The organism is Bacillus sp. FJAT-50079 (assembly GCF_018343515.1).
Taxonomy (GTDB): domain Bacteria; phylum Bacillota; class Bacilli; order Bacillales; family Bacillaceae_C; genus Lederbergia.
This window is the reverse complement of the sequence record NZ_JAGYPD010000002.1, coordinates 511,084-536,723: the sequence shown is the minus strand read 5'-3', so window position 1 is coordinate 536,723 and position 25,640 is coordinate 511,084. Positions and strand designations below refer to the sequence as shown.

General features: G+C 39.4%; 25 protein-coding genes and 1 other annotated feature. Of the genes, 23 read left to right on the top strand and 2 right to left on the bottom strand.

Annotation, left to right across the window (positions count from 1 at the left end; translation table 11 throughout):
- Positions 1 to 62 precede the first annotated feature (62 nt).
- Both KHA95_RS06550 and KHA95_RS06545 read right to left on the bottom strand, forming a co-directional pair.
- Complete coding sequence (locus tag KHA95_RS06550) at positions 63 to 473, bottom strand: GNAT family N-acetyltransferase (protein WP_249316617.1); 411 nt, start codon at positions 471 to 473, stop codon at positions 63 to 65.
- A 54-nt stretch (positions 474 to 527) separates the two neighbouring features.
- Complete coding sequence (locus KHA95_RS06545; RefSeq protein WP_213136677.1) at positions 528 to 713, bottom strand: hypothetical protein; 186 nt, start codon at positions 711 to 713, stop codon at positions 528 to 530.
- A gap of 381 nt (positions 714 to 1,094) precedes the next feature.
- Here KHA95_RS06545 and KHA95_RS06540 point away from each other — a divergent pair, with 381 nt between their 5' ends.
- From KHA95_RS06540 to ileS, 23 genes are all read left to right on the top strand, one after another.
- Complete coding sequence (locus tag KHA95_RS06540; protein WP_213136929.1) at positions 1,095 to 2,972, top strand: stage V sporulation protein D; 1,878 nt, start codon at positions 1,095 to 1,097, stop codon at positions 2,970 to 2,972.
- A 179-nt stretch (positions 2,973 to 3,151) separates the two neighbouring features.
- Positions 3,152 to 4,606, top strand: a complete 1,455-nt coding sequence (locus KHA95_RS06535; protein ID WP_213136676.1) for a UDP-N-acetylmuramoyl-L-alanyl-D-glutamate--2,6-diaminopimelate ligase — start codon at positions 3,152 to 3,154, stop codon at positions 4,604 to 4,606.
- A gap of 5 nt (positions 4,607 to 4,611) precedes the next feature.
- Positions 4,612 to 5,046, top strand: a complete 435-nt coding sequence (locus tag KHA95_RS06530) for a UDP-N-acetylmuramoyl-tripeptide--D-alanyl-D-alanine ligase (protein ID WP_213136675.1) — start codon at positions 4,612 to 4,614, stop codon at positions 5,044 to 5,046.
- Positions 5,034 to 6,005, top strand: coding sequence for a phospho-N-acetylmuramoyl-pentapeptide-transferase (mraY, locus tag KHA95_RS06525; protein ID WP_213136674.1), 972 nt, complete (start codon positions 5,034 to 5,036; stop codon positions 6,003 to 6,005). The genes KHA95_RS06530 and mraY overlap by 13 nt, the downstream gene beginning before the upstream one ends.
- A gap of 1 nt (position 6,006) precedes the next feature.
- Entirely contained in the window at positions 6,007 to 7,356 is a 1,350-nt protein-coding gene (murD, locus tag KHA95_RS06520) for a UDP-N-acetylmuramoyl-L-alanine--D-glutamate ligase (protein WP_213136673.1), read from the top strand.
- Between the two features lie 86 nt (positions 7,357 to 7,442).
- Positions 7,443 to 8,510, top strand: a complete 1,068-nt coding sequence (gene spoVE, locus KHA95_RS06515) for a stage V sporulation protein E (protein WP_249316690.1) — start codon at positions 7,443 to 7,445, stop codon at positions 8,508 to 8,510.
- 437 nt (positions 8,511 to 8,947) lie between these two features.
- On the top strand, positions 8,948 to 10,045 hold the full coding sequence (murG, locus tag KHA95_RS06510) for an undecaprenyldiphospho-muramoylpentapeptide beta-N-acetylglucosaminyltransferase (RefSeq protein WP_213136671.1): 1,098 nt from the start codon (positions 8,948 to 8,950) through the stop codon (positions 10,043 to 10,045).
- A gap of 44 nt (positions 10,046 to 10,089) precedes the next feature.
- The gene (locus KHA95_RS06505) at positions 10,090 to 10,875 is read left to right on the top strand and encodes a cell division protein FtsQ/DivIB (RefSeq protein ID WP_213136670.1); all 786 of its coding nucleotides are present in this window, start codon (positions 10,090 to 10,092) and stop codon (positions 10,873 to 10,875) included.
- Positions 10,853 to 11,560: a DUF881 domain-containing protein gene (locus KHA95_RS06500; protein WP_213136669.1), complete on the top strand. Its 708-nt coding sequence runs from the start codon at positions 10,853 to 10,855 to the stop codon at positions 11,558 to 11,560. The genes KHA95_RS06505 and KHA95_RS06500 overlap by 23 nt, the downstream gene beginning before the upstream one ends.
- The gene (locus tag KHA95_RS06495; protein ID WP_213136668.1) at positions 11,557 to 12,285 is read left to right on the top strand and encodes a DUF881 domain-containing protein; all 729 of its coding nucleotides are present in this window, start codon (positions 11,557 to 11,559) and stop codon (positions 12,283 to 12,285) included. The genes KHA95_RS06500 and KHA95_RS06495 overlap by 4 nt, the downstream gene beginning before the upstream one ends.
- Before the next feature lies 1 nt (position 12,286).
- Complete coding sequence (locus KHA95_RS06490; protein WP_213136667.1) at positions 12,287 to 12,643, top strand: small basic family protein; 357 nt, start codon at positions 12,287 to 12,289, stop codon at positions 12,641 to 12,643.
- A gap of 127 nt (positions 12,644 to 12,770) precedes the next feature.
- On the top strand, positions 12,771 to 14,057 hold the full coding sequence (ftsA, locus tag KHA95_RS06485; RefSeq protein ID WP_213136666.1) for a cell division protein FtsA: 1,287 nt from the start codon (positions 12,771 to 12,773) through the stop codon (positions 14,055 to 14,057).
- A gap of 36 nt (positions 14,058 to 14,093) precedes the next feature.
- A complete protein-coding gene (gene ftsZ, locus KHA95_RS06480; protein WP_213136665.1) occupies positions 14,094 to 15,230 on the top strand; it encodes a cell division protein FtsZ in 1,137 nt (378 codons plus the stop codon).
- A 1,001-nt stretch (positions 15,231 to 16,231) separates the two neighbouring features.
- On the top strand, positions 16,232 to 17,158 hold the full coding sequence (gene spoIIGA / locus KHA95_RS06475) for a sigma-E processing peptidase SpoIIGA (RefSeq protein ID WP_213136664.1): 927 nt from the start codon (positions 16,232 to 16,234) through the stop codon (positions 17,156 to 17,158).
- A gap of 48 nt (positions 17,159 to 17,206) precedes the next feature.
- Positions 17,207 to 17,926: an RNA polymerase sporulation sigma factor SigE gene (gene sigE / locus KHA95_RS06470; protein ID WP_213136663.1), complete on the top strand. Its 720-nt coding sequence runs from the start codon at positions 17,207 to 17,209 to the stop codon at positions 17,924 to 17,926.
- 151 nt (positions 17,927 to 18,077) lie between these two features.
- On the top strand, positions 18,078 to 18,854 hold the full coding sequence (gene sigG, locus KHA95_RS06465) for an RNA polymerase sporulation sigma factor SigG (RefSeq protein WP_213136662.1): 777 nt from the start codon (positions 18,078 to 18,080) through the stop codon (positions 18,852 to 18,854).
- A gap of 138 nt (positions 18,855 to 18,992) precedes the next feature.
- Positions 18,993 to 19,268: a YlmC/YmxH family sporulation protein gene (locus KHA95_RS06460; protein WP_213136661.1), complete on the top strand. Its 276-nt coding sequence runs from the start codon at positions 18,993 to 18,995 to the stop codon at positions 19,266 to 19,268.
- A gap of 90 nt (positions 19,269 to 19,358) precedes the next feature.
- A complete protein-coding gene (locus KHA95_RS06455; RefSeq protein WP_213136660.1) occupies positions 19,359 to 20,030 on the top strand; it encodes a YggS family pyridoxal phosphate-dependent enzyme in 672 nt (223 codons plus the stop codon).
- Positions 20,031 to 20,047: 17 nt separating this feature from the next.
- Positions 20,048 to 20,497 (top strand): cell division protein SepF, encoded by a 450-nt coding sequence (locus KHA95_RS06450; RefSeq protein ID WP_213136659.1) that lies wholly within the window; start codon positions 20,048 to 20,050, stop codon positions 20,495 to 20,497.
- Positions 20,498 to 20,502: 5 nt separating this feature from the next.
- On the top strand, positions 20,503 to 20,766 hold the full coding sequence (locus tag KHA95_RS06445; protein WP_213136658.1) for a YggT family protein: 264 nt from the start codon (positions 20,503 to 20,505) through the stop codon (positions 20,764 to 20,766).
- Positions 20,767 to 20,957: 191 nt separating this feature from the next.
- Complete coding sequence (locus KHA95_RS06440) at positions 20,958 to 21,731, top strand: YlmH family RNA-binding protein (protein ID WP_213136657.1); 774 nt, start codon at positions 20,958 to 20,960, stop codon at positions 21,729 to 21,731.
- A 92-nt stretch (positions 21,732 to 21,823) separates the two neighbouring features.
- The gene (locus KHA95_RS06435; protein WP_213136656.1) at positions 21,824 to 22,333 is read left to right on the top strand and encodes a DivIVA domain-containing protein; all 510 of its coding nucleotides are present in this window, start codon (positions 21,824 to 21,826) and stop codon (positions 22,331 to 22,333) included.
- A 49-nt stretch (positions 22,334 to 22,382) separates the two neighbouring features.
- Positions 22,383 to 22,621: a binding site (T-box leader), on the top strand.
- 119 nt (positions 22,622 to 22,740) lie between these two features.
- Positions 22,741 to 25,500 (top strand): isoleucine--tRNA ligase, encoded by a 2,760-nt coding sequence (gene ileS / locus KHA95_RS06430; RefSeq protein ID WP_213136655.1) that lies wholly within the window; start codon positions 22,741 to 22,743, stop codon positions 25,498 to 25,500.
- The last annotated feature ends 140 nt before the right edge of the window (positions 25,501 to 25,640 follow it).

The window sequence follows — 25,640 nt, the reverse complement described above, 5'->3', positions numbered from 1 at the left end:
AATGCTCAATAAAAATAGCAACTGACTTCTCAGTTGCTATTTTTATTGGCTGAAAATCGTTACTACTTTCGCAAAAAGTCAGGTGTTCGAATCATTGTTTTTTCTAGTTCTCTAACAAAATCATATTGTTTATAAAATGTATGTGCATCTTTTGTTCCTAAAAACCCAAATAGATTCTTTAAATCTCCGGATGTTGTTATTTCTTCAATTAACCTCTTACCTATCCCTAGACTTCTATAATCTTCATCAATGAACACATCACATAGCCAGTACATCGTTGTCCAATCCGTAATTATCCGGGCAAAACCTATTTGTTTTTCACCATCGTAAACCCCATAACATAAAGAATGCTCAATTGATTTCTTTATCTTTTCCTTTGATCTTTTATTTGCCCAATAGCTTTGTTGCATGAAATCGTAAATTTTATCTAAGTCCAGAAGTGATTTATCATTACTTATGATTAAATTGATCAAGATTCTTTATCCCCCATCTGTTTAATAAGTGATTATTAAAAATCTGTAAATAAATTATTCTCTTTTCTTATGTTTTTCCGCCTGATCATTCCAGCTATGATAGATAATCCAAAACACAATAATTGTTAAGAATGATAAATATTTATAATTACCCGAAAGAAGGGTAATTAATAATAGTCCGATAATTAAAAAGGGTGGCATTAAAATCCAATATCGTTTGTTCTTAAAGTCTTTAAGCATTATTATTCTCTCCTTCAACAATGCCCGTTTGATTAGCGTCTTCTATATTTTCATTTCGACGAACTTCCAAATATACCTGCATCATTAACTATTCTCAACACTCCGCGAATGATAGAGAATAGACAGCTTGCCGCGATGAAACTATCATAGAAACTTTCTATAAAGTAACAGAAAGAAGTTTAACAAAGATTAGATATACCTTCAGGTAATGAGAAGCGGCTGCGTCCAATGAAGACTTCGTAATAAAGCGAACATTATTGCGCTTTTCTTATGACCGAACCGTTCTAAATAAGGGTGGACAGGACATATAGTGGAACGAGCCGAAAAAAAGGGGGTTCTTTTGTGAAGCGCGTTTCCGCAGTAACAGTTAAGAAAAGATTGATGTATATATTAGCCGGAGGATTAATTATCTTTCTCATTATTTCGATTCGACTCGGTTACGTGCAGTTTGCGATGGGAGATGTACTAACGGATCGGGCTCGTGATTCTTGGAGCCGAGAAATTAAATTTGAACCAGAGCGAGGGCAAATCGTTGATCGAAATGGCGTTCCAATTGCGACTAATGAGAGTGCTCCGACAATCTATGTTGTGCCACGGCAAATCGAAGACGCAGCTGATGCGGCTGAAAAACTCGCGGCGATACTTAACACATCAAAGGAAACATTATATAAAGAGCTGACAAAGAATGAGGTTAACGTAAGATTATCTGCTGGAAGAAAAATATCATTTGAAAAGGCGCGAGAAGTTCATGCCAAAAAAATAAAAGGAGTTTATATCGCTGAGGATTCGAAGCGCCATTATCCTTTTGGGGAATATTTATCACATGTACTCGGTTTTACCGGGATTGATAACCAAGGGTTAATGGGATTGGAACTTTTTTATGATGAGGAATTAAAAGGAAAAAGTGGATCCGTGCAATTTTTCTCAGATGCAAAAGGAAAAAGAATGCCAAATATGTCCGATGATTACGAAGCGCCAATTGATGGGTACGAGTTAAAATTAACGATTGATACAAAAATTCAGTCAATCATTGAAAGGGAATTAGATAACGCCGAAGCACAGTATAATCCAGATGGAATCATAGCGATTGCAATGAATCCGAACAATGGTGAAATATTAGGTATGTCAAGCCGTCCATCCTTTCATCCGTCACAATTTAGAGATGTGCCACAAGAAGTGTATAATCGTAATTTACCTATTTGGAGCACATATGAACCAGGTTCAACCTTTAAAATTATTACACTTGCAGCAGCCTTAGAAGAAGGGAAAGTAAACTTAGAGCACGATCATTTTCATGACCCCGGCTTTGTAAAAGTAGGCGGTGCAACATTAAAATGCTGGAAGCGGGGCGGTCATGGGAGCCAATCATTTTTAGAAGTTGTTGAGAACTCTTGTAACCCGGGCTTTGTAGAACTTGGGCAACGATTAGGGAAAGAAAAGTTATTTCAGTATATTAGAGATTTTGGATTTGGGCAAAAAACCGGGATTGATTTAGCGGGAGAAGGGACAGGGATTTTATTTAAGATGGATCAAGTTGGCCCTGTTGAGCAAGCAACGACCGCCTTTGGTCAAGGTGTATCGGTTACACCGATACAGCAGGTGGCAGCTGTTGCAGCAGCAGTAAATGGCGGGACGTTATATCAACCATATGTTGCAAAAGAATTAATCGATCCGATTACAGGAGAAGTTGTTATGAGAAAGACCCCTGTTGCGAAACGGAATGTGATCTCTGAAGCAACATCGAAGGAAGTGCGATATGCCCTTGAAAGCGTTGTTGCGCAAGGGACTGGTGGGAATGCATTCGTCGATTCGTATCGTGTCGGCGGCAAGACAGGGACGGCGCAAAAGGCACAAGATGGTCGTTATTTAGAGAACAATCATATTGTTTCATTCATCGGATTCGCCCCAGCTGATGATCCACAAATCATTATTTATGTGGCGGTTGATAACCCGAAAGGAACAGTACAATTTGGTGGGACTGTTGCGGCCCCGATTGTAGGGAATATGATCGGTGATGCGCTTAGAGCGATGGATGTGGAGCCAAGGGCGGATCAAATTGAAAAAAAGAAGAAATGGGATGATCCGGTTATGATTGAAGTACCTGATTTACAAGGGATGACGAAAATGGATATTATGGAACAGGAAATATATAATCTTCGTCTTGAAACAAGTGGCGAAGGCAAGGTAGTCGGCCATCAAATCCCAGAAGCCGGTGTGAAAGTCGAAGCGGGCTCTGTGATCCGAATTTATATGAAATAATTTCCACGTGGCGGCATGAATTTTTTCATGGCCGCCATTTGTCAGGATTAGATGAAAAAAAATCTCCTGCATGATAGCATCATCGGCAATTATTTTGTAGAATAGATAAGGATGCCTGCTCGAAACATTTTAATCAAGGAAATAATGGTACTTCTCCTTATGAAAGAAAGGATGACAAAATGAAATTACATACAATCTTACAATCTGTTCCGTTCATTCATCTGCCTGATGAAAATCCGGACATTATTTCAATAACGAATGACCACCGTAAAGTGGAGCCTGGTAGCTTATTTATTTGTGTAAACGGTCATGTCGTTGATGGCCATGAGTTTGCAAAAGGCGCCGAAGAAAACGGAGCGGTAGCGATCGTTGCTGAAAAGCCACTTGATGTATCTGTTCCGGTCATCCAAGTGAATGATACGAAACGAATATTGCCGATATTAGCAAATCAGTTTTACGAACATCCAACAAAGCAACTTCATCTAATTGGGATTACAGGCACGAATGGAAAGACTACGACAAGTCATTTGCTTGAGACGATCTTTCGTGATGCTGGTCGAACAACAGGGTTAATTGGTACGATTAATATGAAGATTGGCGATCGAGTGATTGAATCGAAAAATACAACGCCTGACGGGATCGTCTTACAATCGATTTTTCAAGAAATGGTCCGAGAAAACGTAAATACTGCGATTATGGAAGTATCATCACATGCCTTAGTACAAGGAAGAGTAAATGGCTGTGAGTATGATGTCGCTGTCTTTACGAACTTATCGCAAGATCATTTAGATTACCATCAAACAATGGATGAATATAGGCGAGCAAAAGGATTGTTATTTTCACGGCAAGGAAATACGTATGAGGCAAACAATCCAAAATTTGCAATTTTAAACAATGATGATCAAGCTTCGGAGCATTATAAAGTGGATGCTGCCGCCCACGTGATGACGTACGGAATCAACAATCAAGCAGACTTCCATGCAGCAGATATTACACTGACGAACAGTGGCACTAGCTTTACGCTCACCTCTCCAGAAGGGGTACAAAAGGTTCAGCTAAAATTAATGGGAACTTTCAATATATATAACGCGCTCGCTTCGATTGCTGCTGCATATGTATCGAATATACCGCTCGATTCCATCATTCGTTCACTTGAAAATGTAACTGGAGTTCCTGGTCGCTTCGAGCCAGTTGATGGTGGTCAAGACTTCCCTGTCATTGTCGATTATGCACATACACCTGATAGTTTGGAAAATGTATTGAAAACCATTAAGCAGTTTGCAAAAAAACGAATTTTTGCGATTGTCGGCTGCGGTGGGGATCGTGATAAGACAAAACGACCACTTATGGCTGAAATTGCTTGCATGTATGCAACAAATCCCATTTTCACATCAGATAATCCACGCAGCGAAGATCCGCTCGCTATTTTAGCGGATATGGAAAAAGGAGCAAAAGGCCAGTATCAGATCATTTCTGATCGAAAAGAAGCGATCAAGCAGGCGATTCAGATGGCAAGCGGCGACGATGTTATTTTAATCGCTGGAAAAGGTCACGAAACATACCAAATTATTGGGGAGCACGTATTTGATTTTGATGATCGTCTAGTTGCGTTAGAAGCATTAAAGGGGCGATAAATACGATGTTGACATTTTCAGATGTAGCCCATTTATTTCCTGATGGAAAGGGGATAAAAGGGATTTCACTTAATTTCCAAACGATCACGACAAACAGTACACTTAAGGTGGAAAAAGGACTGTTTATTTATCTAGATGATGAAGAACGGTTATTAGATGCGATCAGCAATGGAGCTATTGCTGCCATTTGGCCGGCTTCGAAAACATTGCCGTCCTATACCCCAAATCATTTTCCAGTATTTTTAGTGGACGACGTGATTGAAGCCTTGCGCTTATTAGTGCAAACATATGCAAGTAAAATATCAATAGAGAATTGTGGAGATTTAACGACTATGAAACTTGAAAATAAAGAAATGAAGAAGTTAAAAATCAATCAACTAGAAGTACGTGAATTTTTAAAAGCTATGCACAAAGGAGGCGATAACGGATGGAGCAAGTAATTTTATTTGCCATCATTATGGCTTTCCTTATCTCGGTTATATTAGCGCCTGTCTTTATCCCGTTCCTTCGCAGGCTTAAATTTGGGCAAAGCATTCGTGATGAAGGGCCAAAATCCCATCAAAAGAAAAGCGGGACGCCAACATTAGGCGGAATTGTGATTGTCTTATCGATCGTCATTACAACTTTCATCATCACAGCGAAGTATACAGAGCCTAGTATAGATACATACTTATTATTATTTGTCTTAATTGGGTATGGTTTGTTAGGCTTTCTCGATGATTTTATTAAAATTTCAATGAAAAGAAATTTAGGGTTAACATCGAAGCAAAAACTAATCGGTCAAGTGATCATCGCCATTATTTTCTATATTGTGTTAACGATGCAAGATTTTTCAACGACTATTTCAATCCCGCTTACGAATATTTCGATTGATTTAGGTTGGGGCTATGCATTATTTATTATTTTTTGGTTAGTCGGCTTTTCGAACGCGACGAATTTAACCGATGGACTCGATGGTCTTTTATCCGGAACGGCTGCGATTGCGTTTGGTGCATTTGCCATTTTGGCGTGGAGTCAGTCACAGCTTGATGTGACTATCTTTTCCGTAGCGGTTATGGGCGCTGTCTTAGGCTTCCTTGTCTTTAATGCGAACCCGGCAAAAGTATTTATGGGTGATACGGGTTCATTAGCGCTTGGCGGAGCGATTGCAGCCATCTCGATTATTACGAAAATGGAAATTATCTTATTGTTAATCGGAGGAGTTTTCGTTTTGGAAACTTTATCGGTTATTTTGCAAGTTGCTTCCTTCAAAACAACAGGAAAGCGAATTTTCAAAATGAGCCCCCTCCACCATCATTATGAATTATCGGGCTGGTCAGAATGGCGAGTCGTTATGACATTTTGGGCAGTTGGGCTTATTTTTGCGATCATAGGTGTGTATTTGGAGGTATGGATGTAAGATGAAAACAATATCCGATTATAAGCATAAAAAAATATTAGTTCTTGGTTTGGCAAAAAGTGGGGTTGTTGCTGCCTCACTTCTTCATCAACTAGGGGCTTTCGTGACAGTTAATGACTATAAACCATTTGAGGAGAATCCTGATGCACAAGGCTTGCTTGAGCAAGGGATTAAAGTGATTTGTGGGAGCCATCCGGTTGAACTCCTAGATGAAGGATTTGAATTGATCGTGAAAAATCCGGGGATTCCATATACAAACCCACTCGTTCAAGGGGCTGTTCAATTAGAAATCCCGATTATTACAGAAGTGGAATTAGCTTATCGGATCTCGGAGGCGATGATGATCGGGATTACCGGGACAAATGGAAAAACGACGACGACAACGCTTATTTTTGAAATGTTAAAAATGGCGGGGCAACAGCCGCTAATTGCCGGAAATATCGGTACCGTTGCATCGGAAGTAGCGCAAATGGCAACTCCGGACCAGCAAATGGTTGTTGAGTTATCATCATTTCAATTAATGGGAATCCAAACGTTTCGCCCGCATATTGCGATCATCACTAACTTATATGAGGCGCATCTCGATTATCATGGAACATGGAACGAGTATATTGAAGCGAAGGCGAACATTACAAAAAATCAAACAGCAGATGATTATTTGATCGTCAATGCGGAACAATCTGAGCTGATGGAGCTGATTCAGTTTACAAAAGCAAATGTGATTCCTTTCTCAACAAAACGTTATCTTCCTAACGGGATTTCTATAAAAGATGGAAAAATTTTGTTTAAGAATGAGGAAATCATCGATGTAAACGAAGTTGTCTTACCGGGAAGTCATAATTTGGAAAATGTTCTATCAGCAATAGCAGCGGTGAAAACAATTGGAATAAACAATCAATCGATTCGCCTTGTGCTTACGACATTCAATGGGGTAAAGCATCGTACCCAATTCGTGAAAGAATTGAATGGCCGTCGTTTTTATAATGATTCAAAAGCAACGAATATCCTTGCAGCAACGAGTGCATTAAACGCGTTTGCTGAACCGACCATTTTATTAGCTGGTGGTCTTGATCGCGGCAATGAATTTGATGAATTGATTCCAGCATTATCAAATGTAAAAAGCTTAATTGTTTTCGGGGAAACGGCAAGCAAGCTTGAAAAAGCAGGGAAAGCGGCGGGAATTGAAGACATTCGTCATGTCCATGATGTGGAAGCCGCTGTTCCGGTTGCGTATGAGCTTTCCGATGCCGGCGATGTGATTCTACTATCACCTGCATGTGCAAGCTGGGATCAATATCGAACTTTTGAAGTTCGTGGTGATATTTTTATAGAGGCAGTGCATAAACTTTAATAGAGCGATATAAGGGATCGTCAAGCTCGAGTATGGAGCCGTAGAGGTGTTGCACAGTGCCAAATAAAAGGACAGCCCCAGATTTCATGTTAATCATCGCTACGATTTTATTATTAACAATCGGTCTGATTATGGTTTATAGCGCAAGCTCGATCTGGGCTAACTATAAATTTGCAGATTCTTTCTTTTTTGCGAAGCGACAGCTGCTTTTTGCTGGGATAGGCATTGTTGCGATGCTATTTATTATGAATATCGATTACTGGCTTTGGAAAAAGTGGGCCAAGCCCCTCTTACTTATTTGTTTCGTTCTATTAATTGTCGTCTTAGTTCCGGGTATTGGAATGGAGCGAAACGGTTCGAGAAGTTGGATTGGAGTTGGGGCGTTCTCAATCCAGCCTTCTGAATTTATGAAGCTTGCGATGATTGCTTTTTTAGCAAAATTTCTATCCGAACATCAGAAGTTTATTACGACAGTGAAAAAGGGGATTGTTCCATCACTCTCAATTGTTTTTCTAGCATTTGGATTTATTATGTTACAGCCAGATCTTGGGACTGGTACGGTCATGGTCGGAACTTGTGTCGTTATGATTTTCGCTGCCGGTGCGCGATTGGCTCATTTCGCTTTTTTAGGGCTGCTAGGGCTCGGCGGATTCGTCGGGCTTGTCCTTTCTGCTCCCTATCGAATTGCGAGGATTACTTCTTTTTTAGATCCGTGGCAAGATCCGTTGAATAGCGGTTTTCAAATTATTCAGTCCTTATATGCGATTGGTCCCGGTGGATTGCTGGGCTTGGGACTAGGTGAAAGTAAGCAGAAATATTTTTATTTGCCCGAACCGCAAACCGATTTTATTTTTGCAATTCTCGCTGAGGAACTGGGCTTTATTGGTGGATGTTTCATCCTTCTACTCTTTTCCTTTTTATTATGGCGCGGCATTAAAATTGCTTTAACCGCTCCTGATTTATTTGGAAGTTTTCTAGCTGTTGGCATCATTTCGATGATCGCTATTCAAGTAATGATTAATATTGGAGTTGTCATTGGGCTGATGCCCGTTACAGGCATCACGCTTCCACTACTAAGCTATGGAGGATCGTCATTAACACTCATGCTTATGGCGATCGGTGTATTATTAAACATAAGCCGCCATGCAAGATAAGCAGACTTTAAGAATGAATAACAGGCAATGGCAATAAAAATATACGTGAATGAAGGGAGTTCTTCGGACTTCCTTTTTTTTATTCTACGAAAAGATTACATTTCGGCAACAATCTTATATAATCACAGCTTTCTTGTGTAAAATATAGTAAAATAAGATAATTGAATGGTATCGATTCATAAAATATATAAATTGAAATAAAGATTGTTCATTTAAATGTTTTTTTAGCAGATGCATATCTAGTTGATTGGAGTGAAGGGCGGCGACTCTTAGGGGATGAGCGGGACAGGTGAGACCCCCCGCAAGGTGCGAAGCGGCTGATAAGGCTCACCGCCCGCCCGGAACGGAAATCAACGGTGTTTACTTTCCGCATTTTATGTATGTTATTTATTTCAACTTATATAGATAAATTGATTATTGGAGATTGAGGTGTCAATATGAAAATCGTTGTTAGCGGTGGGGGGACAGGAGGGCATATTTATCCTGCTCTTGCACTCATTCGAACGATAAGCAAGCAATATCCGGCAACAGAATTTTTATATATTGGGACGGAACGAGGATTAGAAGCGAATATTATTCGCAAAGAAAACATTCCATTTGCACCCATTCATATTACAGGATTTAAACGATCACTATCATTTGAAAATGTTAAAACGATATACCGATTTATCAAAGGTGTGCGCGATAGTAAAAAATTATTAAAAAAATTTAAGCCTGATGCCGTCATTGGGACGGGAGGTTACGTATGCGGACCTGTTTTATATGCGGCGGCAAAAATGAACATTCCAACCGTCATCCATGAACAAAATAGCGTTCCGGGACTGACAAATAAATTTCTCAGCAGATACGTAGATAAAGTGGCAACTTGCTTTGAACAGGTGGGACAGCATTTTCCACAAAATAAGGTCATCCTGACGGGGAATCCGCGAGCATCTGAAGTCGTTGCCGCAAAGAAAATAGGAGCATTGCAATCGTTTGGATTAAAGGAGCATGTGCCAACCGCCTTAATTTTCGGCGGAAGCCGTGGAGCGAAGGCAATTAACGAGGCGGTCATTAACTCCTTATCACATTTAGCGAAAAAACCGTACCAAGTATTATATGTAACCGGTGAAATTCATTATGAAAATGTGAGCAAAGAAGCGGAATTGCTCGGGAAATTTGATAACATTACAATTGTTCCATTCATACATAATATGCAGGAAATATTACCTTCTGTACAAGTTGTTGTCGGGAGGGCTGGAGCAACTTCCATCGCCGAAATAAGCGCCTTAGGGCTCCCTTCGATCTTAATTCCAAGTCCGTACGTCACGAATAATCATCAGGAGAAAAATGCTGAAGTGCTTGTGAATAAAGGAGCGGCCTTCATGCTATTAGAAAAAGAATTAACGAGCAAGCGTCTTGTTGAAACATTAGATGCAGTCCTTCTCGATGATGCAAAACGAAAAAAGATGAGTGAGGCATCAAAAGAACTAGGAATGAGAGATGCATCGATTCGTCTTTTTCATGTGATCGAAGAGCTCGTTCAAAATAAATAGGCATGAAGGGTGAAGAAAGAGATTGAGTTAAAGGGGAATTGCTTATGGAGAAAGGGAAAGTCTTATCTCTGGAAGACAGGATACCAACCATAAAAGAGCATCGAAAACGAAAAGCAAATCAGCGCTTGATTTTCCTGTTAACAATGTTTTTCTTACTAATCATGTGCGTCGTATATTTTCAATCCCCGCTCAGCAAGGTTAAAAAAATTGCCATTGAAGGAAATGAAAAAATCGCAGCCGAGAAAATATTAGAAGTAACAGAATTAACAGAAGGGCTTAATTTATGGAAAATAAATAAAAAATCGCTTGAAAAACAATTAGAAGTGATTGAGGCGATTCAAACGGCAAAAGTATCCATTCGTTTTCCAAATATCGTGCAAATTGAAATAAAAGAATATAAGACGATTGGTTATTTACTTCAAGAAAATACGTTTATACCCATTCTAGAAAATGGAGTCATTTTAACAAATGATGGCCAATATGGTTTAAGTGGCAATGCACCGATACTGTCCGGCTTTAAAGAGGACGATGTGTTGCGGGAAATGGCGGATGAATTGCAAAAGCTTCCATCTGAAATTGTAAATATTATTTCGGAAATACATTACGCCCCGAAAGAAACAGATAAATATCATATCTATCTATTTACAAATGATGGCTATGAAGTGAATGCAACAATTCCAACCTTTTCAGTCAAAATGAAGAATTATCCTTCCATGATCAGTCAATTAGATCCAAATATTAAAGGAGTGATTGATTTAGAAGTTGGGTCCTTTTTCAAAGCTTATGAAACAGAGGGAGAAGATATGAATGAAGAAGGGGAGGAAGAGTAAGTACGTTGTTTTTTCTTTTGTTTGTTTAGTATTCGGCTTCATTCTTGCCTTTTCCTTTAGTCAATCAAAAGATGATAAAGTGACTCGAAATCAAATAACCGATCGACAGCAAGTGAAAGAAAACGAGCTAAGGAAGCAACTTATTACTCAACAAGATAAAAATCTCGAATTACAAAAAGAACTATCTGGAAAGATTGAAGAAATCCGCCAATTGGAAAAAAGTCTCTCTGAAGAAGAACTCGATTTTTCTAATATGGCTGAGGAAGCTGAGAAATACCGTATGTATCTTGGAAAGATCAAAGTCCAAGGTCCTGGGATTATTGTCACGCTTGAAGATGGAGAATTTAAATCAGAAGGCAATGTTAATGATTATATTGTTCATGAACAGCATGTTTTTGCTGTTATAAATGAATTATTTATTTCAGGCGCACAGGCCGTCGCCGTGAATGGGCAAAGAATTAAACATGATTCTTATATCGTTTGTATGGGCCCGGTTATTACCGTTGATGGAAATCCATATCCCGCCCCATTTAAAATTACAGCTCTAGGAGATACAGATGTCATGGCGTCAGCATTAACATTAAATGGGGGCGTTCGTGACCAGCTTGTAAACGATAATATTACGTTCACACTGGAAAAGAAAAAACAAATGATGATTGAGCCGATAGTAGGAGAGAAATCATGAAACTGAGTCGAGCTAAACTATCGTTTACACTCATTACATTTATTATCGGTTTTATGATCGCGATTCAATTTCAAACAGTGAATGAGCCAGTTGTTAGGGACACACGTGATATGTGGGAATTGCGAAAACAACTGGCAAAGGAAATGGAAATACAGTCGAAACTTCTCGATGAAATCCGCGTGAATGAAAATCGGATTGATAAGTACGAATCTGAAATCGCAGGGAGTAAAGAGGAAGCGTTAAGACAAACATTGCTTGAATTAAAAAAAGAAGCGGGATTAACCGAGATTAAAGGGACGGGTATCGTATTAACAGTCGAATCACTGACTGATTCCTCATTTTTTCTTGAAAAGGCGGATACGGTATCACCTGTTATTTTAAAACGCCTGATTAATGAGTTAAACATGTATGGAGCAAAACATATAGCAATTGACGGTGAGCGTATCATTAATACATCAGTTATAAGAGATATTAATGGAGAGACGAAAGTTGGCAGCCACTCTTTGCGCACATTGCCATTTGATATTGTCGTCATTACTGAAAATAAGGATGTAGCAGATAAAATGTATAATAGAATGCTCGCTTCCCCAACGATTGAAGATTTTTTTATCGATCATTTGCAAGTGAAAATATCGCAGCCAGAAAAGTCAATCGTCGTTCCAGCGTTTGTAGATCCAATACGTATTCGGAATATGGAGCCAGTGCATGAAAAAGGAGAGAGCTAACATGTGGCTTCCAATACTTGGATTAGTGATCGGTATCCTATTTGGTTTACTGACAGATATAAAAATTCCCGAAGAATATGAAAATTATCTTTCAATTGCAGTACTTGCAGCGCTAGATACCTTTTTTGGAGGCATTCGAGCACATCTGCAAAACCTATATGATAATCGGGTTTTTGTTTCAGGTTTTTTCTTTAATATTATTTTAGCGGCAAGTTTAGCTTTTCTAGGTGTTCATCTTGGTGTAGACTTGTATTTAGCTGCTGTTTTTGCATTTGGAATTAGACTTTTTCAAAATATAGCAGTTATTCGTAGGATACTATTAAATAAATGGAGCCATAGTAGAGAAAAATCTCAATAAAATGTATTATTAAAAAGGAAATCACTTATAAATGACGAATTAATCTTAATAAGTATAACCAAGGATGATCTTATGAAATGTATAAAAATATTAAAAGTAAAAAGTTGGATAAAGGAGGTGCCACTGAATGAACAACAATGAAATATATATCAGCTTAGACATTGGTACATCCACGGTTAAAGTAATCATTGGGGAAATGACGAATGATTCATTAAATATTATAGGTGTTGGAAATGCCAAAGCAGAAGGAATACGAAAAGGCTCGATAGTCGACATTGATGAAACCGTTCATTCAATTGAAAAGGCGATAGAGGAAGCTGAGAGAATGGTTGGAATGAAAATCAACCATGTGATCGTCGGAATTGCTGGAAATCATGTTCAGCTTCAACCATGCCATGGTGTTGTGGCAGTTTCCAGTGAAAATCGCGAAATTACCGATGACGATGTAGCAAGAGTAATGGATGCGGCCCAGGTCGTTTCAATTCCTCCAGAAAGAGAAATCATTAATGTAATTCCTCAACAATTTATCGTCGATGGTTTAGAAGAAATCACAGATCCGAGGGGAATGATCGGTGTTCGGCTCGAAATGGAAGGGATCATTATTACGGGTTCCAAAACAATTTTACATAATACCTTGCGTTGTGTAGAGCGTGCCGGTCTTGAGATTGTTGATATTGTTCTTCAACCATTAGCTACTTCAGCAGCAGCACTTTCCAAAGACGAACAAAATCTTGGTACAGCCTTAATCGATATCGGCGGAGGGACAACAACTTTAGCCGTGTTTGAAGAAGGTGCGTTAAGAGGAACAAGTGTAATTCCTGTTGGCGGAGATAATATTACAAAAGATTTATCGATTGGACTAAGGACAGCGACAGACGATGCGGAAAAAATTAAAAAGCAATATGGTCATGCTTATTATGATCATGCATCTGAAGATGAAGTGTTTAGTGTTCCGATTATTGGCAGTGATCAGCATCAGCAATTCAATCAACTTGAATTATCTGATATTATAGAAGCTAGAATGGAAGAAATATTTGAGTTGATTCAGAATGAGATCAAACGAATGGGGGTCGCCGATCTTCCAGGTGGCTATGTGTTAACCGGCGGAGTGGCGAATATGCCTGGAGTGATGGAATTAGCCCAGGTCATCTTGCAAAATCGTGTCAGAGTAGCGAGCCCAGATTATATTGGCGTGAGAGAGCCGCAATATACGACGGCTATCGGACTCATTCGCTATGCTTTCAAGAATGCTAGATTGCAAGGAAGAAATGTAAGTGCGACAGCGATGCAATATACAAACGAGCCGATCGATAGACATTCTAAGACAACTGTGCCAAAACAAAAAACTGAAAAACATCCGGATGATAAAATGTCCTCAAAAGTAAAAAGATTTTTTGTCTCTTTTTTCGAGTAGAGCATCCCAGTTGAATATAATTTAGGAGGATTTGCCATGTTGGATTTTGATACAAATTTAGATTCACTCGCGACAATTAAAGTAATTGGTGTCGGAGGCGGTGGAAATAACGCCGTCAACCGTATGATAGAACATGATGTGCAAGGTGTGGAATTTATTGCGGTCAATACGGATGCACAAGCTCTAAATTTATCAAAAGCTGAAATTAAAATGCAAATTGGTGCAAAGCTTACGAGAGGTTTAGGGGCAGGTGCAAACCCTGAAGTTGGAAAAAAGGCTGCTGAAGAAAGCAAGGAGCAGATCGAAGAAGCGTTAAAAGGTGCAGACATGGTTTTCGTTACAGCTGGAATGGGAGGCGGAACGGGAACAGGAGCAGCTCCAGTCATCGCTCAAATTGCTCGCGATCTAGGTGCATTAACCGTTGGTGTAGTGACGAGACCATTTACTTTTGAAGGACGCAAGCGTGCAACGCAAGCTGGCGGTGGAATCGATGCGATGAAAGAAGCGGTTGATACACTAATCGTTATTCCAAACGATCGCTTGCTTGAAATTGTTGATAAAAGCACACCAATGCTTGAAGCGTTCCGTGAGGCAGATAATGTATTGCGCCAAGGGGTACAAGGGATCTCGGATCTTATTGCTGTACCAGGATTAATTAACCTTGACTTTGCTGACGTAAAAACAATTATGACAAATAAAGGGTCTGCGCTTATGGGTATTGGGGTAGCTACTGGTGAAAACCGTGCAGCAGAAGCAGCGAAAAAGGCAATTTCATCTCCATTGCTTGAAACATCAATTGATGGAGCACAAGGTGTATTGATGAATATTACCGGCGGTTCTAACCTCAGCCTTTATGAAGTACAAGAAGCGGCAGACATCGTCGCAACCGCATCTGATCAAGAAGTGAACATGATTTTCGGTTCAGTCATTAATGATAATTTGAAAGATGAAATAGTTGTAACGGTGATCGCAACAGGATTCGATGAAGTGGCGCCTCAGCCTAAACAACAACGTCCATCATTTGGACAAGCGAAGAAGCCGATCCAACAACAGGCGCCAGTACGTGAACAAAAGCGTGAAGAAATTCCAGAACCTGTTCATGTTAATCACCAGCCAGTTGAGGATACGTTAGATATTCCAACTTTCCTACGAAATCGAAATCGTAGAAGATAAATAGCAAAGAGGCTAGCTCATTTTGGGCTAGTCTTTTTTGTCTTTTAAATAATGATATATTCGAATATAGATTTTCGAAATATCACAACGATGCGATGCGAAGACTTAGATTATCCTCACGATGAATAAAAGCAAAGCGGGGACGGTTTACAAATCCTCGCGACGGCTAACGGCTTATAAATCCCGCCAATGGCTTAGAAATCTGATTAACGGCTTACAAATTCCGGCAACGGCTTAGAAATTTGATTAAAGGCTTATAAATCCCCGCAATGGCTTAGAAATCTGATTAAAGGCTTACAAATCCCGGCAACGGCTTAGAAATTTGATTAATGGCTTACAAATCCTCGCAATGGCTTAGAAATCTGATTAATGGCTTATAATATCCCCGCAATGGCTTAGAAATCTGATTAACGGCTTACAAATCCCGGCAACGGCTTAGAAATTTGATTAATGGCTTACAAATCCTCGCAATGGCTTAGAAATCTGATTTAAGGCTTACAAATCCCGGCAACGGCTTAGAAATTTTTATTAACGGCTTAGAAATTTGATTAATGGCTTACAAATCCTCGCAATGGCTTAGAAATCTGATTAAAGGCTTACAAATCCCGGCAACGGCTTAGAAATTTGATTAATGGCTTACAAATCCTCGCAATGGCTTAGAAATCTGATTAATGGCTTATAAATCCCGGCAATGGCTTACAAATCCCGGCAACGGCTTAGAAAATTCGTTACTCGTTTGCAAATCTCTATGCGTTCGTATAAGTCGAGCTTCTAAAGATAAAAAATAAAAGCAGTTAAGTACGTTTAATACGTAATCTAGTTGATCACGCCCCCATTCCGTATTTTCTTAATTTCTATTAATTATGACAATCTTCTAAAGAAGTTGTGAAAACTTCTCTATTTTCCCTCCTACAAAGCGACACATTCCCGAATAGAGATGGGATATAATTTTGCCAAAGCTGCAAAGTTAGATTGCGATGATGGAAAAGGAGGTTGAGCGCTTGGTTGTATATTTGGATTTTTTGTGGCTTTTAAATTTCCTAATCGACAGTTTGCTTTTATGGATGACCGCGATTTTTTTGAAGCGCTCGATTCGCCCGGTTAGAGTGTTATTAGGAGGGCTACTAGGATCTATGCTCATCTTATTAACGATTACCCCTTGGGCATCGTTAGCTGCACACCCGCTTATGAAAATAGGAATCTCGGTCGGAATGGTTTTCGTTGCATTCGGTTATAAACGCTTTTCTTATTATGTCAATGGCCTATTAACTTTATATTTTGCCACTTTTTTAATGGGTGGGATTTTACTAGGGACTCATTATTTTATTGCTTTTGATTTTGAGCTACAATCGGGGCTGCTTATTCAGCACCAATTAGGCTATGGAGATCCAATTAGTTGGATGTTTGTCATGGTTGGTTTTCCTGTTGCATGGCATTTTTCACAACGAAGAGTAAAAGGAATTACGATATCCGCTATTAAGTATGATGTGTTAGCAAATGTTTCAGTCGTTATCAATGAGATTGAATTACAGCTTGTCGGTCTAATTGATAGTGGGAATCAGCTATATGATCCGATTTCAAAAATGCCTGTTATGGTCATTCAAGCTTCAGCCGTAGCAGACAAGCTGCCAGAAGAGATTATGCATTTGGCAGAGAATTCCGGCGACCATTTCGATGCGGCAATTGAATTGTCAGAAAATTGGTCGAGTAAAATGCGTCTCATACCCGCAACCGTCTTAGGAAATAACCAGCAATTACTTTTCGCTTTTAAGCCAGATTCGATTCATGTAACGGTCGGTAATAAAAGCAAGCAAGTGTCAAAAGGTCTAATCGTATTTACAGCACAGCGCTTATCAGCAGATGATCAATTTCATTGCATTGTCCATCCTTTAATGGTATCCGATGGAATCGAACAATCTGCTTCATAATACAATCTTGGTTTTCGTTTTTTCCAAGATGGGAGGAGGGCTCTTTTTGTGAATAAACTACGGCTGCGGCTACACTATTATTGGTATAAGCTACTAAGAAAAATTGGCTTACGTTCAGATGAGATTTATTATATTGGGGGAAGTGAAGCTTTACCACCACCACTTTCACGCGATGAAGAGGCGATACTATTACAGAAGCTGCCAAAGGGGGATAAAACAGCCCGCTCCATATTGATTGAAAGAAATTTAAGACTTGTCGTTTATATCGCAAGAAAGTTTGAAAATACGGGCATCAATATTGAAGACTTAATTAGCATTGGAACAATTGGATTAATTAAAGCAGTGAATACATTTAACCCAGAGAAAAAAATTAAACTTGCTACATACGCTTCCCGCTGTATTGAAAATGAAATTCTCATGTACTTGCGGAGAAATAATAAAACTCGTTCTGAAGTTTCATTCGATGAGCCGCTTAATATTGATTGGGACGGAAACGAATTGTTGTTATCTGATGTTTTAGGTACCGACGATGATATTATTACAAAAAACTTAGAAGCTGATGTGGATAAATCATTATTATTAAGCGCATTAACAACATTGTCTGATCGTGAGAAGAAAATTATGGAACTTCGCTTCGGGCTTGCAGGAAGTGAAGAAAAAACACAGAAGGATGTAGCTGATTTGCTAGGAATTTCCCAATCGTATATTTCTAGGCTAGAAAAGCGAATTATTAAAAGGTTAAGAAAGGAATTTAATAAAATGGTGTAACGATTTTTTAAAAAAATTTACAGATGAAAAGCAAGAGTTTATAAGCTTTTAATTCATTTTCTTAAATGAACACGATCTTCTAAATGCATAGAAATTCCTCCTGCGGAGATACTTACATTTGTAGAGCAGCTCCTGCAAGGAGGGAAAAGAGTTGAAGCGTAATAAAGTTGAAATTTGCGGTGTAGATACTTCAAAGCTCCCTGTCCTCAAAAACGAAGAAATGCGGGAACTTTTAAGGCAAATGCAACAGGGGGACTTATCAGCACGAGAAAAATTAGTGAATGGCAATTTACGGCTTGTTCTCAGCGTCATCCAAAGATTTAACAATCGAGGGGAGTATGTCGATGATCTTTTTCAAGTCGGTTGTATAGGCTTGATGAAGTCAATCGATAATTTTGATTTAAGCCATGGTGTTCGCTTTTCTACTTACGCAGTACCGATGATTATCGGTGAAATTCGCAGATATTTGCGCGATAATAATCCGATTCGCGTATCAAGATCTTTACGCGATATTGCTTATAAAGCACTCCATGTTCGTGAGCGTCTCATGGCAAAAACTTCGAGAGAGCCGACAGCAATGGAAATTGCGAAAGAATTGGACCTCCCTCACGAGGAAGTCGTTTTCGCACTTGATGCGATTCAAGATCCTGTATCTTTATTCGAACCCATTTACAATGATGGCGGGGATCCAATTTTCGTCATGGATCAATTGAGTGATGAAAAAAGCCGGGATACGAACTGGATTGAAGAGATTGCCCTTCACGATGGATTACAACGATTAAATGAACGGGAAAAAATGATTATTCGTAAACGTTTTTTCCAAGGGAAAACACAGATGGAAGTGGCTGAAGAAATCGGGATATCACAGGCCCAAGTATCCCGATTAGAAAAAGCGGCAATTAAACAAATGAATAAAAACATTCAATAATAGAAAAGCGTAATTCCATCATCAGTGTGGAATTGCGCTTTTTATCTTGAATACAGCGGCTTTTATGCAAGCATGAACATAGGACATGGGCGCATACATATAATAGTGAGAATGATTGCATGGAAGCGGGGGATCGTATTGGTTAGAATTTCTGAATTTCAAATAAAAGATGTCGTAAATATTAGTGATGGGAGAAAGCTTGGAAATATAGGTGATATTGATATTAATCTTGAGACGGGTAGAATTGAAGCGATTGTGATTAACAACGCGGGGAAATTACTTGGCTTTTTTGGCAAGGATGAGGAAGTTGTTATCCCATGGAAACAAATTGTTAAAATTGGAACAGACGTCATTTTAGTGAGACATCAAAGTGAAAATTATATTCAGCAGCAAATTGCCGAGCCAAAATCTTAATAATACTATTATCGATTTTCACGCTTTTATGATACACTAGAGAAAATGTTTTCTTTTTTATTATGATTTATATAATAGGGGTTATACAGAATGAAGGTTGAAGAAAAATTAACGCTAATTAATGATAATATTGCATCTGCATGCGAACTGAGCAACCGAAACCCTGAAGATGTGGCTATCATTGCTGTTACAAAATATGTTTCTTCTGCGAGAGCTGTCGAGGCTTTTGAAGCGGGAATAATGAATTTTGGAGAAAACAGGGATGATGGCCTTGCTTCTAAGTGGGAATTATTGCAAGATAAAGTTGCATGGCATTTTATCGGCTCATTACAAACACGTAAAGTAAGAAATGTAATTGACAAAGTAGACTATATCCATTCATTGGACAGGCTTTCACTTGCAAAGGAAATTCAAAAGCGGGCGTCGAAAAAAATCAATTGCTTTGTTCAAGTGAATGTATCAGGTGAACAATCAAAGCAAGGGCTAAACAAAGAGGATGTCATTGAATTTATCCAGAAACTTGACGAGTACCCAAACATCCATGTCGTTGGATTAATGACGATGGCTCCATTGACGGATGACGAAGCATTATTGCGTGCTTGTTTTCGTCAATTGAAGGAACTTCGTGATGAAGTTCAATCATTACATATGGAACATGCTCCATGCACGGAATTATCAATGGGAATGTCGAATGATTATATGATTGCCATTGAGGAAGGTGCTACATATGTACGAATCGGTACTGCTTTAGTAGGGGAATAATCGAAGGAGGTATGAAAATGGGCATCAAGTCAAAGTTTAAAAACTTTTTTCAGCTTGAAGATGAATACGAATATGAGTATGAGGAAGAGAGCGTGAAGCAGGAGCCAAAGTATCGGCAAGAGGCGGAGCAGCCAATCGCAAGCCGCAAACAAAATGTCGTCAGTCTTCAAAGCGTCCAAAAAGCCTCTAAGGTCATTCTCATAGAGCCAAGAGTATATGCGGAAGCGCAGGAAGTTGCAGATCACCTCGTCAATCGTCGTTCCGTGCTTGTAAATTTACAACGCATTCAGCGTGAGCAAGGTGTTCGGATTATTGACTTTTTAAGCGGGACTGTTTATGCCATTGGTGGTGATATCCAAAAAGTAGGAAAAGATATATTTTTATGTACCCCAGATAATGTGGAGGTTTCCGGAAACATTTCTGAAATTATGGGGGATAATGAATTTCAAGATACGAGGTGGAGTTAAATAGCATGTCGCTAATATTTGGTTTGATCGCATTATTAATAAAGTATTATTCATATGCCTTAATCATTTACATTTTAATGTCATGGTTCCCAAACGCAAGGGAAACAGGCTTTGGACAACTGCTTGCTCGCATTTGTGAGCCGTATTTGGAGCCTTTTCGCCGATTTGTACCATCGCTAGGAATGATTGATATTTCACCGATTGTTGCATTCTTTGTGTTAAGGCTTGCGACAATAGGCTTGGCTGAAGTAGAAAGATTTTTCATGTAAAAAAGGAAAGCACTCGCTCTCCTTTTTTTAACTTGAATGAGTGAAAGGCCGATGCTTCGCTTTCGGTACAAAACGATTTGCTGATTCAGGTTAAGCCTTGGCGGAAAGTCACAGATTTTTTTCGAGCCAGAAAAAAATCTGGATGCAATTACTCCGGGGAAATTGATAATGGCAAATTTGGAGTGGGATGAATGTCAGGGGTTTACCAGCATTTTCGACCAGAAGAAAAAGAATTTATTGATCAAGTGCTCGATTGGCGACAAAGCGTAGAAGATTTTTATTCTCCGAAACTTACAGATTTTCTCGATCCGCGTCAACAACTCATTGTCAGCTCGCTCATTGGTGAAAACAATGATGTTCGTTGCTCCTTTTTTGGTGGAAGTGAAGAGAGTGAAAGAAAGCGTGCCATTATTTATCCCGAATATTACGAGCCATCTTTGGAAGATTTTCAAGTCGGATTGTATGAAATCGACTATCCGAGAAAGTTCATCCAACTGGATCATCGGACTGTGCTTGGCACCATTATGTCACTAGGCTTGAAAAGGGATAAATTTGGCGATATTATCGTTAGTGGCGATCGCATTCAGCTCCTTTTAGCTGAAGAGATTGAGGATTTTATTTTGACGCAATTGACTCAAATGGGCAGGGCGAATGTTTCGATTCAGAAAAAAGCAGAAAAACCAATCGAATCGGATGAAAAGTGGCATGAAAGTGAGAAAACAGCCAGCTCTTTGCGTCTAGATACGATTGTTGCGACAGCATATAATTTGTCGAGGCAAAAAGCACAAACACTCATCCAGCAAGGGCTTGCACGGGTCAATTGGGAGAAGATCGAACAACCGTCTTACGAATGCATGGCAGGAGATGTCCTTTCTGTTCGTGGGTTCGGTCGAAGTAAAATGATCGCTATTCATGGTAAAACGAAAAAAGATAAGTGGCGGATAACGATAGGAATATTGAAATAAAATGAATAAATCTTTGTTTTTTCGCCATTTATAGTCGAAATTCTGTATAATATGGATAGATTATTGAATGAAATAGCAGTGGAGGTGGCATGATGCCGTTAACGCCAGTAGATATACATAATAAAGAGTTCAGTAGAGGGTTTCGTGGCTATGATGAGGATGAAGTAAATGAGTTTCTTGAACAGATCATTAAAGACTTCGAATTAATCCTTCGTGAGAAAAAGGAATTAGAAGAAAGATTATCCTCTACAAGTGAGCGCCTTGGCCATTTTAATACGATTGAGGAAACATTGCATAAATCGATCGTCGTTGCTCAAGAGGCAGCTGAAGAAGTAAAAGGCAATGCGCAAAAAGAAGCGAAGCTCATTATTAGAGAAGCAGAAAAAAATGCGGATCGAATTGTTAATGAGGCATTATCGAAAGCAAGAAAGATCGCGCTTGAAATTGAAGAATTGAAAAAGCAATCAAAAGTGTTCAGAACGAGATTTAAAATGTTGATCGAAGCACAGCTCGATTTAATCGAAAGCGATGATTGGGATCATTTAATGGAATTCGATGCAGATTCAACAGAATTAAGATCACTACAAGAAGTAGACCAGTAAGCTTGACGGAATGTGATCGTCTCGCATATAATATAAGATATTTTAAAATAATTAAACGATGACAGGGATAGTACGAATCTCAACAGCCTTTGCATTAGCGATCTAGGGATGGTGAAAGCCTAGAGAACGGCGAGATTTGGAAGATCACCCTCGAGTTCTTACATTGAAAACGACGATGAGTCAGTAGATGAAAGCGGAGCGTCCACGATACGGATCAATGAGCGGGCATATGAACGATTTGTATGCTATTTGGGTGGTACCGCGGGAAATAACCTTCTCGTCCCTATTTTAGGGATGAGAAGGTTATTTTTTTATGAATAAAAGGGAAAGCTCATTGTTAATTTTGCACTATGTTGATTGAAGCGGAAATCACAAGTTAAACAACCAATAAATAAAGGAGAATGAACATGGATTATAAAGATACGTTATTAATGCCTAAAACAGAGTTTCCAATGCGCGGCAATCTTCCAAAAAGAGAGCCGGAAATGCAAGCGAAATGGGAAGAGCAAGATATTTATCGGAAAGTGCAAGAACATACGAAAGATAGACCGCTTTTTATTTTACATGATGGACCACCATATGCGAATGGTGATCTCCACATGGGACACGCACTAAATAAAACATTGAAAGATTTTATTAATCGTTATAAATCAATGAGCGGCTATTGCGTTCCGTATGTGCCAGGCTGGGATACGCACGGTTTGCCAATTGAGCAGGCATTGGCGAATAAAGGAGTTAAGCGCAAAGAGATGTCTGTTGCAGAGTTCCGTGAGCTTTGTGCGAAATATGCGTATGAGCAAATTGATAATCAAAGAACAGAATTTAAACGCTTAGGTGTTCGTGGCGATTGGGAAAACCCATATATTACGTTAAAGCCTGAATATGAGGCGCAACAAATCCAAGTATTCGGCGAAATGGCGAAAAAAGGCTATATTTATAAAGGGAAAAAACCGGTTTATTGGTCACCATCAAGTGAATCAGCCCTTGCTGAAGCGGAAATTGAATACCAAGATAAACGTTCCCCATCGATTTATGTTGCTTTTGCTGTAACAGATGGGAAAGATGTGTTAGAGGCAGGAACGAAGTTTATCATCTGGACGACAACTCCATGGACACTTCCAGCGAATCTAGGGATTGCCGTTCATCCGGAATTACAATATGCGGTTGTTAAAGTGAAGGATGAGCAATTCGTTGTTGCACAAGCATTGTTAGAAGAAGTTTCAACGGTACTAGAATGGGAAAATCCAGAAACGGTTAAACTTGTTAGCGGAGCGGATTTAGAAAGAATTACGACGAAACATCCGTTTTATGAGCGTGAGTCATTAGTCATTCTTGGTGAACATGTAACGACGGATTCTGGTACTGGCTGTGTTCATACAGCACCAGGACACGGGGAAGATGACTTCTATGTAGGCCAGCAATATGATCTCGGTGTTCTTTGTCCAGTTGATGATAAAGGCCATATGACAGACGAAGCTCCTGGATTTGAAGGGTTATTTTACGATGCTGCAAATAAGCCAATTACGGAAAAGCTTGAAGAAGCAGGGGCATTGCTGAAACTAGAGTTTATCACACATTCATACCCACATGATTGGCGTACGAAAAAGCCGGTTATTTACCGAGCTACATCACAATGGTTTGCGTCGATTAAAGACTTCCGTGAAGATCTTTTAGCGGCGATTAAAGAAGTAAAATGGATCCCGCATTGGGGAGAAACAAGATTGTACAATATGGTAAGAGATCGCGGCGATTGGTGTATTTCTAGGCAGCGTGTCTGGGGTGTGCCGATTCCAGTGTTTTACGCGGAAAATGGGGAAGCGATCATTACGGATGAAACGATCCAACGCGTTTCCGAGCTATTCCGTGAGCACGGATCAAATATTTGGTTTGAAAAAGATGCGAAGGAATTATTACCTGAAGGATTTGAACATCCGGGAAGTCCAAATGGAGAGTTTACGAAAGAAACAGATATTATGGATGTATGGTTCGACTCAGGTTCATCACACCAAGGTGTGCTCGTTGAAAGAGATGAATTACAACGTCCAGCTGATCTATATCTAGAAGGTTCGGATCAATATCGTGGTTGGTTCAACTCATCATTGACGACAGCAGTAGCAGTTACTGGCAAAGCTCCATATAAAGGCGTACTAAGCCATGGATTTGTCCTTGATGGAAACGGCAGAAAAATGAGTAAGTCACTTGGGAACGTCATTCTTCCTGGAAAAGTAACGAATCAACTTGGCGCGGAAATCATTCGTTTATGGGTAGCTTCTGTTGACTATCAAGCCGATGTGCGTGTATCAGATGCGATTTTAAAACAGGTAAGTGAAGTGTATCGTAAAATTAGAAATACATTTAGATTTTTGCTTGGTAATTTAGCTGATTTTGATCCAACGAAAAATGCGATTGCATACGAACAATTACGTGAAGTAGATCAATTTATTTTAGTGAAATTAGATAAATTGGTGAAGGAAGCACGTGCTTCGTATGACAGCTATGAATTTTCAACGATTTATCATACGGTAAATAATTTCTGTACGACTGAATTAAGTTCATTCTATATGGATTTTGCAAAAGATGTCCTTTACATCGAAAAAGCGGATCATTATGAGCGCCGCGCCATGCAAACGGTGATGTATGAAACGGTTGTTGCCTTAGCTAAATTGCTTTCACCAATTCTTCCACATACGGCAGATGAAGTTTGGGAGTATATTCCAGGAGTTGTGGAAGAAAGCGTGCAGTTGACTGACATGCCTGAAGGTCGTGAATTAGCGAACGCTGATGCACTTGAAGCAAAATGGGCAGCTTTCATGGACTTACGTGATGATGTCCTTAAAGCACTTGAAGAAGCGAGAAACGAAAAACTCATCGGTAAGTCACTTACAGCGAAAGTAACGCTCTATGTGAATGCTGAAACGAAAGCATTGCTTGAGACGATTACGGAAAGTTTAAAGCAACTATTCATTGTCTCTGACTTTGCAATTGCAGGTTCGACGGAGGAAGCTCCTGAACATGCTTTAAAACTTGAGCATGCAGCAATCGTCGTTGAAAAAGCAGAAGGCGAAACATGTGAAAGATGTTGGGTTGTTTCTACAGACGTAGGTGAAGTGGCAGAACATCCGACACTATGCCCACGCTGTGCTGATGTTGTGAAAGACTTTGAATAAATAGATGCTCTACTTCCGAACGGCGGAGTAGTGGGAAGTCCTTGATGATGTTGTTGAATTACGCTCCAATCAACGGTGTTAAAATTATTGAAGTATTTTGCAACACCACATAAAAAAAGGCATAAAACCCTCATAAAGTA

What these genes read in the sequence shown, in the direction of transcription:
- KHA95_RS06545 (WP_213136677.1), bottom strand. Translation starts at nt 713, where the DNA reads ATGCTTAAAGACTTTAAGAACAAACGATATTGGATTTTAATGCCACCC.
- KHA95_RS06540 (WP_213136929.1), top strand. Translation starts at nt 1,095, where the DNA reads ATGTATATATTAGCCGGAGGATTAATTATCTTTCTCATTATTTCGATT.
- KHA95_RS06535 (WP_213136676.1), top strand. Translation starts at nt 3,152, where the DNA reads ATGAAATTACATACAATCTTACAATCTGTTCCGTTCATTCATCTGCCT.
- KHA95_RS06530 (WP_213136675.1), top strand. Translation starts at nt 4,612, where the DNA reads ATGTTGACATTTTCAGATGTAGCCCATTTATTTCCTGATGGAAAGGGG.
- mraY (WP_213136674.1), top strand. Translation starts at nt 5,034, where the DNA reads ATGGAGCAAGTAATTTTATTTGCCATCATTATGGCTTTCCTTATCTCG.
- murD (WP_213136673.1), top strand. Translation starts at nt 6,007, where the DNA reads ATGAAAACAATATCCGATTATAAGCATAAAAAAATATTAGTTCTTGGT.
- spoVE (WP_249316690.1), top strand. Translation starts at nt 7,443, where the DNA reads ATGTTAATCATCGCTACGATTTTATTATTAACAATCGGTCTGATTATG.
- murG (WP_213136671.1), top strand. Translation starts at nt 8,948, where the DNA reads ATGAAAATCGTTGTTAGCGGTGGGGGGACAGGAGGGCATATTTATCCT.
- KHA95_RS06505 (WP_213136670.1), top strand. Translation starts at nt 10,090, where the DNA reads ATGGAGAAAGGGAAAGTCTTATCTCTGGAAGACAGGATACCAACCATA.
- KHA95_RS06500 (WP_213136669.1), top strand. Translation starts at nt 10,853, where the DNA reads ATGAAGAAGGGGAGGAAGAGTAAGTACGTTGTTTTTTCTTTTGTTTGT.
- KHA95_RS06495 (WP_213136668.1), top strand. Translation starts at nt 11,557, where the DNA reads ATGAAACTGAGTCGAGCTAAACTATCGTTTACACTCATTACATTTATT.
- KHA95_RS06490 (WP_213136667.1), top strand. Translation starts at nt 12,287, where the DNA reads ATGTGGCTTCCAATACTTGGATTAGTGATCGGTATCCTATTTGGTTTA.
- ftsA (WP_213136666.1), top strand. Translation starts at nt 12,771, where the DNA reads ATGAACAACAATGAAATATATATCAGCTTAGACATTGGTACATCCACG.
- ftsZ (WP_213136665.1), top strand. Translation starts at nt 14,094, where the DNA reads ATGTTGGATTTTGATACAAATTTAGATTCACTCGCGACAATTAAAGTA.
- KHA95_RS06455 (WP_213136660.1), top strand. Translation starts at nt 19,359, where the DNA reads ATGAAGGTTGAAGAAAAATTAACGCTAATTAATGATAATATTGCATCT.
- KHA95_RS06450 (WP_213136659.1), top strand. Translation starts at nt 20,048, where the DNA reads ATGGGCATCAAGTCAAAGTTTAAAAACTTTTTTCAGCTTGAAGATGAA.
- KHA95_RS06445 (WP_213136658.1), top strand. Translation starts at nt 20,503, where the DNA reads ATGTCGCTAATATTTGGTTTGATCGCATTATTAATAAAGTATTATTCA.
- KHA95_RS06440 (WP_213136657.1), top strand. Translation starts at nt 20,958, where the DNA reads ATGTCAGGGGTTTACCAGCATTTTCGACCAGAAGAAAAAGAATTTATT.
- KHA95_RS06435 (WP_213136656.1), top strand. Translation starts at nt 21,824, where the DNA reads ATGCCGTTAACGCCAGTAGATATACATAATAAAGAGTTCAGTAGAGGG.
- ileS (WP_213136655.1), top strand. Translation starts at nt 22,741, where the DNA reads ATGGATTATAAAGATACGTTATTAATGCCTAAAACAGAGTTTCCAATG.